The organism is Crocinitomix catalasitica ATCC 23190 (assembly GCF_000621625.1).
GTDB lineage: Bacteria > Bacteroidota > Bacteroidia > Flavobacteriales_D > Crocinitomicaceae > Crocinitomix > Crocinitomix catalasitica.
Genome location: NZ_JHXV01000032.1, coordinates 39320 through 55100 on the forward strand (window position 1 = coordinate 39320; position 15781 = coordinate 55100).

Sequence of the window (15781 nt, forward strand, 5' to 3'; positions counted from 1 at the left end):
AGATTATGGAATTCGATTTGCCAAAAGACCAATCATCAATCATCAAAGTAATTGGTGTTGGAGGTGGAGGTGGAAACGCTGTTAACCACATGTATAATCAGGGAATAAAAGGTGTTGACTTTATTATTTGTAATACAGATCAACAGGCTTTAGATATTAGCCCTGTGCCAATTAAAATGCAATTGGGAGCAAGTCTTACTGAAGGAAGGGGAGCAGGAGCTATACCAGAAATCGGTAAAAATGCTGCCATCGAAAATATTGAAGACATCAAGGAAGTACTGATGAAGGGTACAAAAATGGTGTTTATTACTGCCGGAATGGGTGGTGGAACAGGAACGGGTGCTGCTCCAGTAATCGCTAAGGTTGCTAAGGATATGGGTATCTTAACTGTTGGTATCGTAACTGTACCATTCGGATTTGAAGGAAGAAAAAGAAAATTACAAGCCGAAGAAGGTTTGGAAGAAATGCGTCAAAATGTTGATACTTTATTGATCATCAACAACGACCGTTTACGTGAAATGTTTGGTAATTTATCACTGGGTAATGCGTTCGCTCAAGCTGATGATGTTTTAGCAACTGCTGCTAAAGGAATTGCTGAAGTAATTTCTGTAACAGGTATGATAAACGTCGATTTTAATGATGTAAGTACTGTTATGAAAAATAGTGGTGTTGCCATTATGGGATCTGCTGTTGCTGAAGGCGAAAGTAGAGCTATGGAGGCCGTTACACGTTCATTATCTTCTCCTTTATTGAATGATAATAATATTGAAGGAGCGAAGTATGTATTGTTAAATATTACATACGGAAGTAGAGAAATTACAATGGATGAGATTGGTGAAATCACTGATTATATCCAAGATGAAGCGGGTGCAACTGCTGACGTAATTTGGGGACATGGTTTTGATGAGAACTTAGGTGATGCTATTAGCGTTACTTTAATCGCAACTGGTTTTCATTCGTCTCCAATAACTGGATTTGAAAAAGCACCAGAAAAGAAAGTGATTAGCTTGGATGATCAAGTTTCTACAATGATTTCTCAACCTGTTGAAAGTCCAACGCAACAAAACACTTATAAAAAAGAGGAAGAGGTTCCTGCAGAAACTGAAAAGGAAGTTGAAGAGCCATTTTTAAAGGTGCCTGACGCTAACTATCCTGAAGAGCAGACAACAATCAATTGGACAATTAAAAATGAACCAGTTGAAGCTGCGAAGCCAGTTGTTAAAGAAGAGGAAGAAGAAGTTGTTCGTCACTTTTTGACAGATGATTTGGAAGAGAAAGTAGAAATGGAAAATGTTAAACCACGTTCTATTTTATCGCAACAAGAACAACAAGAAAGAGCAAAAGAAAGATTAGAACGCATTCAGGAATATACCTCTAAGTTAAAATCCGCGAATGGTTTGGCTGACTTAGAAAAAGAGCCTGCATATAAGCGTAAAAATATACAAATCGCTGAAGTCCCTCATTCTTCTGAAGAGAGCCAAAGCAAGTATACTCTTTCGAATAAAGACGGCATTTCTTTAAAAGAAAACAATTCATTCTTACACGATAATGTCGATTAGTTTAATTTAGATTTAAAATTTAAGACGCCTGCTAAGTAATTAGTGGGCGTTTTTTTTATAAAATTTTTATCAATACATCGTATTCGGGTTGGCAGATGTCTCTGGTATCTGTTGAATTGAATCCCAATGTTCACAAATTTTACCGTTTTCATCAAAACGAAAGAAGTCCATCGTTATATATTGATCGTTTCCTGGCCATGTCTGGTGGGTGTGTAAGGCAACTAAATCTCCTTCAGCGATACATCTAACGAATGCAATCGATTTCTCTGGATATTCTTGTTGCATTTGTTCGAAATAGTTGATAAATCCTTCCGTTCCATTTGCAACTGAAGGGTTGTGTTGAATATATTCATTTCCAACATATTTTTCTATCGCCAATCTAGGTTGACCTTCATATGCCATTTTATAGAAAGCAACAGCATTCTTTTTATTTTCTTCTGTATTCATTAACTTTTATTGTAAAATTGATAATTTACAATGTAATAAAAGTTCAAAGAAAAGCGTTGAACATCAAGAATATTGATTCGGAATTTAATCCTACTTTATTCGACTTTTCGTACATTGCTTTTAATTCGAAAAACTAACTGAATAAAACATGGATTTTTACCTTTCCTATTTCAATAATACGCAAGTTGCATTACTATTAACCACAATTGCTTGTTTCTTGATTAGTCTGTTTTTTCAAATCAATAAAAAGGTCAATTTTTCATTAGGGTTTTTATTGTTAGCTGGAATCGGAATCTTCAGTTTTGCAGCTTTATTGGATCCTTTTTTAAATCTGTGGGATGAAAGGTTTCATGCTTTAGTAGGTAAAAACTTAATGCAACATCCATTATTGCCCACACTTTATGATAATCCTGTTGTAGACATGGCATACGATAGATGGGATAGGGCACATGTGTGGTTACATAAACAACCTTTGTTTTTATGGCAAATTGCCTTGAGTTTTAAACTATTCGGTGTTTCTGAATTTACTTTAAGATTACCTGATATTGTTTTATGTACAATTCTAGTTTTTATCAGTTATCGTTCAGGAAAATTATTGGTCAACCAAAGGGTTGGATATTTAGCCGGTGTTTTAATTATATCATCTGTGTTTTTGGTCGAATTGGTCGCAGGACGACAAGAGTTAGAGCACAATGATATTTCATTTTTAGTCTATTCTTCTTTGGGTATTTGGTCTTTTATAGAGTATTATTATTCGGGTAAAAAATATTGGATTCCATTAATAGGTCTGTTTTCAGGAATGGCAATTCTATGTAAATGGCTCGTTGGATTGTTGATTTATTTCGGTTGGGGTGTGTTGAGATTGCTGCAGAAAAAGTATAAACTGTCTGAAAATAAGGATCTTTTTATCTCTCTTTTAGTAACGTGTTTGATTGCAATTCCTTGGCAAATTTTAACATTTATTTGGTATCCAAATGAAGCAAGTGAAGCGATGGAATATAATGCACTGCATTTTACAACACCAATTGAAGGCCACGGCGGTACGTTTTGGTATCATCTCAATAAATTTAGTGTAATTTATGGTGCCATAGCGCCGTTTTTAATCGTTCCTGCATTCTTCTTCCTGTACCAAAAATCGAAGGATAAACAGTTGTTTTACGCCATGCTGAGTATGGTCTTTCTTATCTATTTGTTTTTCTCTTTTGCAGTAACCAAAATGCCTTCTTTTACCTTGGTCATCGCGATGATAGCATATATTGCTTTTGCAGCTTTATTGGATAGGATGTTCACCTATTTGAACGGGTATTTGTCAAAGGAAAGCTTGAGGAATACCGTTTTTGTTCTAGGAATCATTGTGCTTGTCTTTTTTAGATTCGACATGAAAAGTCTCGAAGAAAAATATACGCTCCATAACGGTACGAATCGTTATTCGAGTATGTTAATACATAATAAAGAGGTTTTCACAACATTAGATGTGCCCAAAAATAGTGTCTTGTTCAATATCAAAGGAAGACATTATATTGAAGCTATGTTTTACACCGGGTTACCTGCTTATAATTTTGTGCCAACACAAGATCAATTTATTAAATTGAAAACAAAAGGTCATATTATTGTATTATTTAATTCGTCAGAAATTGACATTCCTGTTTATCTGCAACAAGATCCTGGATTGATAATTATAGAAGACGAAATTAGAGGTGATAATTGATAGAAGGAATAATGAAGAACAGTAAATTTTCTCAGTTCATTTATGGAAAAGAAAGCCGTAAAACAGTATTTCTATTATTACTGAGCTTGCTCTGTTTTGATCGAGTTTTAACCTTAATAAATTTTGGGTTTAATTATACAGATCTTGATCAAATTGTACTCTGGAATGGAGCAACGGATTACGCCAAAGGAATTTTTTACGAACCTTTTTTTTATGGTCAACCTTATAATTATATGGTCGAAGCGCTTGCCGCCGTTCCTATGCTTTGGTTTGGCGTACCTATTTACCAAGCCTTACCAATTGTAACGGTTATTATTTCCATATTTCCATTTATATTTTTAGCTTTTGTTTTTAAAAGATACGAATATCATTTCTGGGCAATTATTTGTCTTGCTTTACCTTTGGTATTACCGCTCGAATTTTCAATGTTAACTACTATTTCAAGAGGTTTTATTCAAGCGCATTTATTTTTGCCTTTTCTGTTTTTACCGCTTTTAGATCCTTTGAGACCAAGGAATGTTACGATATTGTACATTTTTTCTGCTATATCAATTATAATGAATCCGAGTGCTGGAATTTTAGTTGGTCCACTGTTCTTATATGTCTATTCTTATCATTTTAGATCGGTGTCATTCTATGTAAAAGGATTGTTAGTGGTTCCTTTCTTTGTGATCGACTTTTTAGCAAAACACCATTATAAAATTCATCCTGAAAAAGTCTTGCATTCTCTGGCGGGATTAAAATTGAATGCTGAAACATTCCAATCGTGTTGGACAAATCCTGATCTTTTCGAATTTGTTTTTCCATTCCCTATAGTGGTTGGTCTTGTACTTCTTTTCTGTTTCGTTTATGCAGTAATTCGAAGCAAAGGGAAAGCATTAATATTTGTTGCCGTTTGCTGTGTCCTTTTGGTATTAACATTTGCTATTCCAAAAGTCCAGGATGTGTATGAAAATGCTGGGATTTTCTTTGCTTCCAGTCGATTTTATTTATGGTTACCATTGCTTTTATTAATTGCAATGTTTTTACTTTTTAGGGATTCTAAATTCCGTATCTGGACCTATTTTATTTCGTTGGTTTTGGGTGTAATTGGATTTGGACTTAAGAATTATCATTTGGAATCAAAGATTGAAACAGTTATCAATGAAACATCCTTTCCGGTGATTGAAATAGCTGATTTACAAGATAAAATTCAAAACTTGTACACTTTAACCGAGGCTCATGACGTTGATTTAGTGGTTACATCAAATATTGCCTATTTTGCTCACTTTTTTGAGAACTACGCTTGGTATCCATTGATGGAGCAAATTGATCCTTCAAATAAAGTAAATGCTGTTATGATTCAAGGGGATAGAAGAACTTGGCTCTATCAGGATGCTGCACCAGCTGAAACTATTTTGCTAAACGGATTTAGGTTGGATGATAGCTTATTGAGTCGATTTGATTATGAGCTTTTGTCAGAAAATCGCTTATTGATTAAATTGGAAAAAGAAGATAAAGTAGCGTTTTTTAATTCATTGGATTTAAAATATGGGTTATCTAAGTAGTTTGTTAAATAGGCTTATGTTTAGAGTGCTGACAATACTTTTCTGCTGTATGAGCTTATTCAGCTGCTCTTACAATACGTATTTTTACATTTTTAACACTACTGATTTGCCTATCCATGTGATTTATGAATCTAAAGGATTGACTTATGGCAATGCATTCCGAATTGATCCAATAATTCTGTCGTTTAATTCAAGATATGCGATTAAGAATAAATCAGTTCAATCAATTATTGTAATAGACTCTTTGACAAATAGTGTACAATGCGAATTAAAAAATGGAGAAGCTTTAAGGATTGGGGGCGATTTTAATTTTACGTTATCGAATATTAGTGAAGCTGAAATATTAAAAAATAATTTGATTCAATTAACGATCAGTCAAGAAGAGAAAGAACTCATTCGAGCAGATTCTTCGAATATTATCTCCTTTTTTGAAACGATAGATATACATACGGTTGGAATAATAGTAGAGAATTAAATGAAAGTAAAAGTAGGATTTATAAAATTCATCCTAATTGCAGTTTTAATGAGTTGCAATCAAGAATACAAATGTCAAAATCGTTTTGATTTGGTTAATTCAGCTGATGATCTTCCAATTTTAGACCTGTTGTCATATGATTCTAAAGAATTAATTCTCGAAAAAATGATTGAACACTATGGAGAAGAAAGATGTGATTGCAATGCTGAATTACCAATTAAAGTTCCTTACCAATTTGAATTAGGTGCAGGTTATCTTAATGTGATCCTAATTTTGGAGGAGGTATATGATCCAACTTGTCCAATTATTTGCAGCGTTTATCCGAACCAATATAATCTTGATATTCAACGTAACGGTGTCGTTTTCGACAATGAATACAAGAATGTGATTGAATCTGATACTTTAAGACAAAGAATTTTACGATATTTTGCATCTGTTGGTAAGAGTGATTATGCTCCATTTAATTTTAAAAAGGCTGGCGTTGGAATTAGTTTATATTCAAAGAACAATAATAATCAACTTAATCAATTATTCATGGTTATTGAGAATGCCTATATAAGTTTTATCCATGATGAATTTGAAAAAAAGCAAATTAAAATTTGTAACTTATCACGAGAAGAAATTAAAGTGTTAAAGAAAAAATATCCGTTAAATATTCGCGTAAAAATTCAGAGTGAACAAGTATCCGTGCCACCGCCGCCAATGATATTAGAAGAAATAGCAGTCGAGGATTCACTAATCGAGCTATCGTATGATATTAACCTAGAAGAATTTTTTAATAAATAATTTTTCTTTTAGAACTTCTTTGACCATGTTAAATTTAAAATAATTCACGTTTAAATATAGGTCCAATTCATTTAACAATACTGTAGCTTTAATTTAAAATCATTTGCATTATTAGGCGGTAGCTTTGTCGAAATAAAACAAAGCAACGACATGAATAAACTTAAACTTTATGGTATTTTGACATGTGTATTCGTCAATTTAGCTAGTTATGCGCAGGATATCTTTCCTTATCTGCAAACACCACAACCGAATTCTATTTATGTGAATTGGAAGACTGATTTCGCTAATATTCCAGCGATAGCTTATGGAACTGATCCAGGAGATTTAGGAAGTACAGTAACGGGTTTTACATCGGAGTTTTTAGATGGTGGTTATGCTGATCCATATTTTTATAATACCGTTCAAATTGTTGGATTAACACCGAATACAAAATATTATTATACTGTAAATTCAGATGGTTTAACTTCTGATACATTAAGCTTTAAGACATTGCCGAATCCTGGTGAAGCAACTGCTGATGGACATATTCGATTTTTAATCATGGGAGACAACCAAATTGCACGAGACGGCCGTTACGATTCGTTAGTTTCAGCTGCAAAAAGAAAAGTTGTTGAAAAGTGGGGGGGAGAAGTTTCTGATCATATTTCATTAACATTTATGGTCGGTGATCAAGTCGATTTAGGGAATCTAACGCAATACGAAAATATTCACTTTAAATACAATCGTGTATTGTCAGGGAATATTCCAATTCAAACTACCGTAGGGAATCACGAAACTTATGGAGCATTAGGTATGAGTGCTTATTATTCTCATTTTTATCTGGACGGTATTTCGTATCAAGGTATCAATTCTGGAACTGAAAATTATTATGCCATGCAAGCGGGGAATGTACTTTTCATAAGTATGAGTTCTGAGCATACAGGTGACGGACAATTCGAATGGTTACAAGAAGTTATGGCGGCTGCTGATGAGGATGAAACAGTAGATTGGATTCTAACTTTTAGTCACCGACCATACGAGGCAGAGCAATATGTTGGAGATATTTCATCTTGGGTGAAATTTACAGCCGTACCCTACTGTATGGAATCAGAAAAATATTTAATGCATGTGGGTGCACATCACCATATCTATTCAAGAGGTCAATTTAAAGAAGCACCGGTTTATAATATTATATCAGGCGGAACGGCTTGGGATCAATTATGGGGGATGTCAACAGAATCTGATTTTGACTATATTCAAAAAACAATATCTAATTGGTGTTACCAAATAATGGATGTAGATGTAGTATCGGGGAAAGTAGATATTGAGACTTATTCTATTGGATCACCAATAATGTATGCAGCTGGAGAATATAAAAACAACGAATTAGTGGATGAGTTCCACCGTTATTTAGGGCAACCTGCACCCAATCAACCTGCTATCATTACAGCATTCGGAGATTCGCTTGAATTGCCATTTACTATTATGTCGTCAGCGTATGAAACAGTTTCGGATGAATTGATGAATACTACAGAATTTGAAGTGGCGCAAGTGAGAGATTTCGAAATCATTGAAATCAGTAAATTAAGAGATTACGAAAACCTATATGGCCAAGCGCCTGGAGAGGACGCTGATTCAACACAGGATATAAACTTAGGTGTAGATATTATGGCTTATGAAATTCCAGAAGGTTCAATCCCTAATGGTTGGCATTATGTTAGGGTAAGACATAGAGACAGGAATTTAGAATGGTCAGCATGGAGCGAAATAGATTCTTTTAAAGTTTTCAATTCCTTTGTTGCTGGACCGAGTATTGTAATGGATGAAGAAACGTATGGAATGGGATCTTCAATGGTTGCTACATACGCGAATGGACCTGGAAATCCGAATGACTGGATTGGACTATATAATTTAGAAAATTTCCCAGGTCCTGATCCTTCAGATACATGGGATTACTGTTCAGGTGTGTCGGGAGAATTATTTTTTCCAAGTGGTTCACTAACAGAATCGGATATGTATTTTGCTGCTTATTTTGAATTGGATGGTTATACAGAAATAGCGGATAGAGATACGTTTTATCATGGTTTGTTGCCAGTTATTACTTCTGATACGACGGCATACCCAATCGGAGAGGATATTGTATTATTGATTTCAAATGCACCAGCTATAGCCGATTCGATTGAGGTGATGAAGGTTGGTCATTCGCATGATGAACACGAGTCTGCATTTTGGGGTGCGGTAGATACTGAAGTGGATGAAATAACACTAGTAGATCTTGAAAAAGGTTATTATAGCGCAAAGTATTATTTCAAGGGAGCATATGTAATCGGAGAAACTTACTTCTTTTCTGTAGGAGATACCATTACCAGCCTTTGGATTGATCAACCTGAATATGATTTGGGTGAAGAGATTGTAGCGACTTGGACTGATGCACCTGGTATTGTAAAAGACTGGTTAGGGATTTATAACGAAGGTGATGATCCTAATGTCGATCCATTGATTTCATATGCTTATTTTGATGGAGAAGCTTTCGGTACAAAGACCTTAACAGACACTTTATTACCTGATTCCCCAGGCGAATATTTCTTAGTAATGTTTACAGACGATTCTTATACGGAAGTTTCAAATAGAGAAGGATTTGTCGTGGTTGATACTGCAATAGGGTTGTCAATTGAAGAATTAGATAATGGCATTAAAGTTTTCCCGAACCCAAGTAATGGTGAAAAAATAACAGCTTTATCTTCTGATTATCCAATTGAATGGTTGCAATTAGTCGATATCAATGGACGAATCGTTTACCGAACGGAGAATATAAACAATCAAAAATATTCATTGTTAACTTATGATCTGCCAGCTGGAATGTATATCATCGAAGTGCAAACACGTAAGCTTTATCGATATAAGGTAATAGTCGAATAATTAGTTCGATTTAATAAGGGAAAAACGCCTGCTGATTAATTTCAGTGGGTGTTTTTTTTATATCTGCTAATTATCAAGGTTACCTCTACTAAATTTTGACATCAATATAATAATCTATAAAGTCAAAATATGAAACGATTTACTTTTATATGGCTCGTGCTCATTTCATGTAAAATTGGAATGGCGCAATCGGATGCCAACTTCTCTAGCGATGGTATCGGAAGTTTGTGGCATAATCCTGCTTCCTTTGGTGGAATTAATTCATATTCAGTTCAAGTAGGGAGTGTTTTAAATGACGATTTAGATAATTTACAGATTCCTCTACATAATTTGGTGAGCGCTGAATTTCGTTTAGGCAAAAGGATGAACGCTGGTTTAGTTTACAATTCTAATGCTATCGGTTTTGCAAGGAGGTACAGCGTAGAAATACCAATCAATTATACATTTGATTTCAAAAAAAGTAGACTTTCAGTTGGCCTTTCAGTTGGATTTGAACAGAGTTATGTTCGTCCTTTTTATTCCACTAGTCTATATCCCTATCCTTATTCGACACTTATTGAATCAATGCGTATAGATTTAGATTTCGGGGTTTATTGGTATGGAGAACATCATTATATAGGCGTTGCGACAACGCATTTCCAAGGCAGTGCATTTATCATAGAAAAAGGAAAGTTTATACGCAACAATTATTACCTAAATGCAGGTTATCAATTTGAAATCTTTAAGAAGATGGCGATATATCCAATATTAGAATTAAGAACTGACGAGAATTCTATATTCCAGATGAAATTCATCAATTATTTCCAATTTGCCAACGATCACTTTTCATTGGCTGCAGGTTATAGGTTAAATGATGCTGTTATAGCTGGAATAACTGGTCGGTTGAGCAGATTTAAATTGGCTTATTTTTATGCTTTTAATACAAATAAATTGATGTATTATGCGACTAACAAACATGAAATAAGATTGTCTTATAACTTACCTAGGTTTCAATAATTACCGATCGATGCTTATTCTTCAGCGTCATTTTCAAAGCTCAATTCACACATGTTTTCACTGAGTGAATACAGCCAATGCAATTGACCTGAGATTAAATGTGCTTCTTGAAAATCACGTTTATTCGCAATATTTTTCGGATTGAAAAACAAATCAAATTCTTCATTCTTAATATTTGGTCGCGAAGTTGAAGTACTAGGCATTTGAGGTTTTTCGTCTAATCGTTTTAAGAGGACATCCAGATTGTCGTCAATTTGCTTGGCGATTTTAACGAATAATAATGAAGCCTCTGTTGTAGGATGTTGCTGAAAATAACTGCTCAAAGAGGCAAGAGAAGACAAGAAAACGTGATTCATCTCAACCATTTGATAAATTTTATCAATATTCTTCTGCTTTGACCGCGGTTCTTGTGCCATTCTTTGAAAGGCAGCACTCAAATTCGAGGTCTCCACAAAAGCATCTTTTCTTGCTAATTTTAAAGAAGTTGGAATGGCACCTTTTTGCTTATAAAATGTCGTGATTTCGTTGAAGTAATTCCGGTTGGCTACGACGCTTTTCTTAATATCATTTTTGATTTCTCGAAAACTCCAAGCTGGCCATAACCACAACAAGGCTAAGAATGAAAGACCAGCGCCTAATACGGTATCAAGAATTCTAAATTGGATAACTCTTAAGATGTCAGGTTGAATGATACCGTAGATGAAAATCACACTCAAAGTAATGAAAACAGCCGAGGCTTTGTAATTTTTTTGGACCATTGCAAAAGCAATAATTAGTGTCACCAAAGCAAGTGTGGCAAATACATAAGTGTTTTGAATCGTCAGCACAATACCGACAGCAATAATGCTGCCGATTAAGGTTCCAATCACCCTGTCTTTCGAACGTGATTTGGTCAAGCCATAACTCGGTCGCATAATGACGATAATTGTCAATAGAATCCAATAGGGGTTTTGAAAGGCAAATAAGGTTCCTAGCGTATAACCTATCATCAAAGTAACTGCTAAACGCAATGAATGTTTGAATATGTTTGATCTAAAACTAAGACTTGTCCAAAATAATTTAGGGTCGAAATGGGGAGGAACCACAAATCGTTTAAAGACATCAACTTCAATTAATTCGTTTTGACCAATTTCAGGATTGCCTAACAACCATTTAATTTTTCGCAGTTTCTTGAACTGTAATTCTTGGTATTCGATATAGTTCTTCAACATCAAAAACAGCTCGTATTCTTCTTCAGCGAGTTTGTCACCAAACGAAGCAATATCAGCATTTGCCTTGTCAAAACATGCGATTAATTTTTTATTGTCGGGTAATTTTTTGTTGGACCGTCCTATTTGGGAAATGATCGCTAATTGATTTGCCATTTCAATAATAAGGTCTTGAAAATAAACCATGAATTCAGGATGTTTTTTGAATAATTCATCCATTTTGTCGTAATTCACCGGATTGGCAATGGCAGTTTCTAACATCTCTACCAATTGCACAAATACAAGTAATCTTTTTCCTTTGTATAAGGATTTTCCAGAGGTCTTTCTCGAGTTAATTAGAATTGCTCTGAGGTCAGTGTGGAGTTCTATTAATGCACTTTGTAAATTAAAAGAATTGACCAATTGTGATTTTCTGTCCTTAACAGGGATAATTAAATTCCCTCTTAATGTTAAGAAATCGGCAGTTTGGCTAAATGTTTTAGCGAGCAATTCATCGACTTGCGCTTTGGGTTTAATGAGGTATAAAATAGTGCTTAAAAGTAAATACCAAAGACCACCCGCACCGATTAATAAAGTGTATTCGTACACTGCTAATGATTGTGCATCGTGGGCAAAACTAAGTACCAGTGCCAATAAGCCGGAAAAACTAATCAGTGAAGCACGAAATCCATACACCGATATAAAGGCGATAGCAAAAGATAGAAGGCCAATAAAAGGCACTAATACGTATGCATCGAATCGCAAATATCCACCAATAAAACTGACTAACATCACCAATCCAATCGAAGCCAGAATACCTATCGTATTGTGCTTAAAACTGCCGCCAACATCACTTGGTGAGCTCCAAAAAGCACCGAAACAAAGGGCCAATCCAATTTCTATTTGATCAAATAGAATTCCCAGAACGATTGGAGTCGTTATCGCAATACCAATCAAAAGAGCTTTTGAGAAGTCAGTCCCTTTAAAAAAACGAATTAGGCTTTTAAAATTTTCAGTGATATTTAGGCTAAAAGTGCTCAAGAATGTCTTTTAATTTTGTAGCAAAGATAACAACCTCAGTTCGATTATTGCATATTTTCATTGAAGTGCAGAAAATGTTTGGACTTGCCCTTAAAAAAAGGATTGCTTTTGATAAAATTAGGTCAATTTACGAAAGGGCTAACTGTTTAATCTGAAGTTTTTTTAATTAAAAAGATTGCTGTTTAAAATTCCGTTTTTTGATGACGTTTTTTGGATGCAATAGGGCAAGATCCTAAAAGTGAAATTATAGTTAAAAAGGAATGATTTTCATGAGCTTTTCGCCTCGTTAAAGATTAAAATCCTAACTTTGAGATGAATATTAAGCAATTATAAAATGAGTTTAACAGAACAAATTAACGACGATATAAAAACAGCAATGAAAGCCCGTGAAAAGGATAAATTGGCTGCATTAAGAGATATTAAAGCAAAATTATTGCTAGAGGCAACAAGTGGTGGAGACGGATCTGTGAGTGAGGAAGTAGAAAACAAGATCGTAATGAAACTATACAAACAACGTATGGATACTTATGACTTGTACATCAAAGAAGGTCGTGAAGATTTAGCCGTTGACGAGAAATTTCAAGCAGAAGTAATTGGGGCTTATATGCCTAAAATGATGTCTGAAGACGAAGTTCGTGCCATTGTTAAGTCAAAATTATCGGAAATGGGTGCTGCTGGACCTCAAGATATGGGTAAAGTAATGGGGCCAATTATGGGGCAATTGAACGGCAAAGCTGATGGCAAATTAATCTCATCTTTAGTGAAAGAAGAATTGGGTAATTTGTAATTACCTCCTTCATAATATTTTAGCGACCTCTATATTGGCTCCTTATGATGCTTATAGAGGTCGTTTTATTTTCTTAAAATTAGTGTATGAACAAATACGGTTTACATAATAAATTAACGGCAATTGCTGGCAAAGCAGATCAATTGGCCGAAATTTTAATTCAAGCTTCAGCATTGGTTTCACCTGCAAAAGGTTGCCATTTATATGCAGTAAGTAAAGATAAAACGGATGCACACTCCATCTGGATCACTGAAATTTGGGACAGTAAGGAAGATCATGACAATTCGTTGAGCTTACCTGGAGTTCGCGAATTAATAGGGCAAGCGATGCCCATGCTAGATGGCCCACCTGCTAAAGGGCAGGAATTAGAAGTGTTGGGAGGAGTGGTGTAGGTTTAACATTGATTTAAAAATAAATCGCAAAAGTGTTTTTATTTGATTTTAATGTATTATATTTGTAATGTAAAAAGGCCTTACTGGTTGCACAGTAAGACCTTTTAATTTGAAAAAGATAATCACTTCAATTAGAAGTTGATTAAGATTGAGTGAATAATATCAAGTATTGTTAATATTATTTTTAATATTAAAATTTTCATTTTTTAATTTTAAAATTAAAGCCTTTTACTTTTGTGTAATGCTTGACTCATAGGATTAGGCTTGTCAACCTTCCAGTCACACATTTCATTAGTTTTATTCTTATATTCTCTCCTTTCTATTTTTTAAATTATTATGTCTTATCAAAGTTACTAATTAACTGTAGTTTAGATACCTTAATCAAAAATGTGTTATTAACAAATTGTGTTAATAATTAATTAAATAGGATTGAATCCCTTAGTATTCCACGAAAAATTCATTGATAATATTTTAAGAATTGTTTTCTTTTTGGATTATTTTAAAAAAAACACATATTTTTTTGTTTTTTATTGTATGAGGCATTCGATTAGAATTTGGTTTATTAGTTATGCTTATGAATAACCTAAGTAAAATACTGTTATTTATCATTCTCGTTCTAATGGTATTCGCGATTAGTTCTATAGATTTTGAGGATTTGTCTTGGGCTAATAATTCGGACAGTTATTTACTATTATTGTGTACTTTTTTTAACGCGTTTGTCCTGGTTTTCTCATATCGATACGAAAAGAATAAGAATAAAAATGAGTAAAACAGCTACTATCTAAATCGATGACTCATAAAATAAGGACTGATCCAATACCCATTCACCTTAAATGAATTCCGAAGGAATTTTTCTAAATATTTAACATTTCCAAAGGTATGATCTGTCGTTCGTTTATTGGTATAAACTTCGCCGTCATAAATGGTGTAATCTTCTACTGTTGTCAATGATTTTTTATCGAAGAGAATGCTTTTATAATAGCGATTTTTAAAAGTCGTCAATTCTTCTAAATAGCGCATTTTTACATAAGCAACATCTACATTCCCTAATTGTTTTCGTGAAAGAAAATTATAATGTAAAAAATAGAGCAAATGTTCGGATGGGGCGATTTTGTCAACAAATGCCTTGAGCAATTCTTCATCTTCACTCTCAAGCGCAGCAATCAGTCCATATTTTAAATCCTCAAAGGTGGTATAACCTTCATGTGGTTCCATTTTTACAGGTTCGTTTGTAATTGTTCCCGCTTTATTAATCGTCCGCATCATACCATCTTTAAAAGTTAAAGCGGTACCATCTTCAAATTGTGAGATTTCATCAAAAGGACCGGGATTTAAAACCTTATTTTGATCAATGAGCAGATAATGTCCATCCTGCTTTGCTTTATACAGATCGGCATAATCTATCTTTGCTAAGGCTTCATATTGGAATGGGGAGGTCACTTCATTTTTGAAATTAATAAGACCGAATTTTCCATTTTTCTTAGCGACAATTCTTTTTGATGCTAATCCTTTTGCATCATAATTCACTAAAAAATTAAAGTTAAGTGCGTCATATTTAAAAGGAATGATGATTTCGTTGGATTGGTTTACGATGCCATATTTGGTTCCTTGTTGTAGAATGAAAAAGGATCAAGACCAATTGTTGGGGACTAGGCATATATTTTAGTTAATCTGAATAAAAAGAAAGCAACATTTTTCACACCTCTAAATTGGGATCTAAACGCTTTAATTTTTGCATTAAAAGATTCTGCAGCTGCATTTGTACTTCTGTGTTCAAAATAATTAACAATCCCCTCGTAGTTGATTCGAATAGTATTCATAATGGTAGCAAAACTTTTAAATCCTGATTTTTCAACCTTATCATACCACTGGGCTAATTTTGTTAAAGCAATACCTTTTCCTGTTTTAGTATTAAAAAATAATCTAAGCTCTTGTGATAATTTATAAGCCTGTTCAAT

General features: G+C 34.1%; 13 protein-coding genes and 1 pseudogene. 9 read left to right on the forward strand and 5 right to left on the reverse strand.

Translation table 11 applies throughout. From position 1 onward, the window contains the following. The first annotated feature begins 5 nt into the window (after positions 1-5). Positions 6-1559 carry a cell division protein FtsZ gene (gene ftsZ / locus T367_RS0116245; protein WP_027420798.1) on the forward strand — a complete coding sequence of 518 codons (1554 nt, stop codon included), beginning with the start codon at positions 6-8 and terminating at the stop codon, positions 1557-1559. 69 nt (positions 1560-1628) lie between these two features. Here the strand turns inward: ftsZ and T367_RS0116250 are convergent, their stop codons facing one another. Next, positions 1629-2006 carry a nuclear transport factor 2 family protein gene (locus T367_RS0116250; protein ID WP_027420799.1) on the reverse strand — a complete coding sequence of 126 codons (378 nt, stop codon included), beginning with the start codon at positions 2004-2006 and terminating at the stop codon, positions 1629-1631. Between the two features lie 148 nt (positions 2007-2154). Between T367_RS0116250 and T367_RS0116255 the strand changes: the two genes are divergently transcribed. The 6 genes from T367_RS0116255 to T367_RS0116280 all read left to right on the forward strand — a co-directional run bounded on the left by T367_RS0116255 (position 2155) and on the right by T367_RS0116280 (position 10416). Beyond that, positions 2155-3714 (forward strand): ArnT family glycosyltransferase, encoded by a 1560-nt coding sequence (locus T367_RS0116255; RefSeq protein WP_027420800.1) that lies wholly within the window; start codon positions 2155-2157, stop codon positions 3712-3714. A gap of 11 nt (positions 3715-3725) precedes the next feature. Beyond that, entirely contained in the window at positions 3726-5261 is a 1536-nt protein-coding gene (locus T367_RS0116260) for a hypothetical protein (RefSeq protein WP_027420801.1), read from the forward strand. 49 nt (positions 5262-5310) lie between these two features. After that, complete coding sequence (locus T367_RS0116265; protein ID WP_157454279.1) at positions 5311-5736, forward strand: hypothetical protein; 426 nt, start codon at positions 5311-5313, stop codon at positions 5734-5736. Beyond that, entirely contained in the window at positions 5737-6522 is a 786-nt protein-coding gene (locus T367_RS0116270) for a hypothetical protein (protein ID WP_027420803.1), read from the forward strand. A gap of 150 nt (positions 6523-6672) precedes the next feature. Next, positions 6673-9420: a fibronectin type III domain-containing protein gene (locus T367_RS0116275; RefSeq protein ID WP_027420804.1), complete on the forward strand. Its 2748-nt coding sequence runs from the start codon at positions 6673-6675 to the stop codon at positions 9418-9420. A 129-nt stretch (positions 9421-9549) separates the two neighbouring features. Further along, complete coding sequence (locus T367_RS0116280) at positions 9550-10416, forward strand: type IX secretion system membrane protein PorP/SprF (protein ID WP_027420805.1); 867 nt, start codon at positions 9550-9552, stop codon at positions 10414-10416. A gap of 14 nt (positions 10417-10430) precedes the next feature. On the opposite strand, the gene T367_RS0116285 is transcribed toward T367_RS0116280, so the two are convergent. Continuing rightward, positions 10431-12644 (reverse strand): FUSC family protein, encoded by a 2214-nt coding sequence (locus T367_RS0116285; RefSeq protein ID WP_027420806.1) that lies wholly within the window; start codon positions 12642-12644, stop codon positions 10431-10433. Between the two features lie 334 nt (positions 12645-12978). Here T367_RS0116285 and T367_RS0116290 point away from each other — a divergent pair, with 334 nt between their 5' ends. Next, entirely contained in the window at positions 12979-13431 is a 453-nt protein-coding gene (locus tag T367_RS0116290; RefSeq protein ID WP_027420807.1) for a GatB/YqeY domain-containing protein, read from the forward strand. A gap of 86 nt (positions 13432-13517) precedes the next feature. Beyond that, positions 13518-13823, forward strand: a complete 306-nt coding sequence (locus T367_RS0116295) for a putative quinol monooxygenase (RefSeq protein ID WP_027420808.1) — start codon at positions 13518-13520, stop codon at positions 13821-13823. 777 nt (positions 13824-14600) lie between these two features. Here the strand turns inward: T367_RS0116295 and T367_RS0116300 are convergent. The 3 genes and pseudogenes from T367_RS0116300 to T367_RS0116305 form a co-directional block, all read right to left on the reverse strand. Continuing rightward, positions 14601-15350, reverse strand: coding sequence for a hypothetical protein (locus T367_RS0116300; protein WP_027420809.1), 750 nt, complete (start codon positions 15348-15350; stop codon positions 14601-14603). 15 nt (positions 15351-15365) lie between these two features. Beyond that, positions 15366-15443: pseudogene (locus tag T367_RS25630) on the reverse strand (WG repeat-containing protein); the annotation flags it as partial. A gap of 29 nt (positions 15444-15472) precedes the next feature. Then, positions 15473-15781 (reverse strand): transposase (locus T367_RS0116305; RefSeq protein WP_027420774.1); only part of this gene is annotated, 309 nt, incomplete at its 5' end.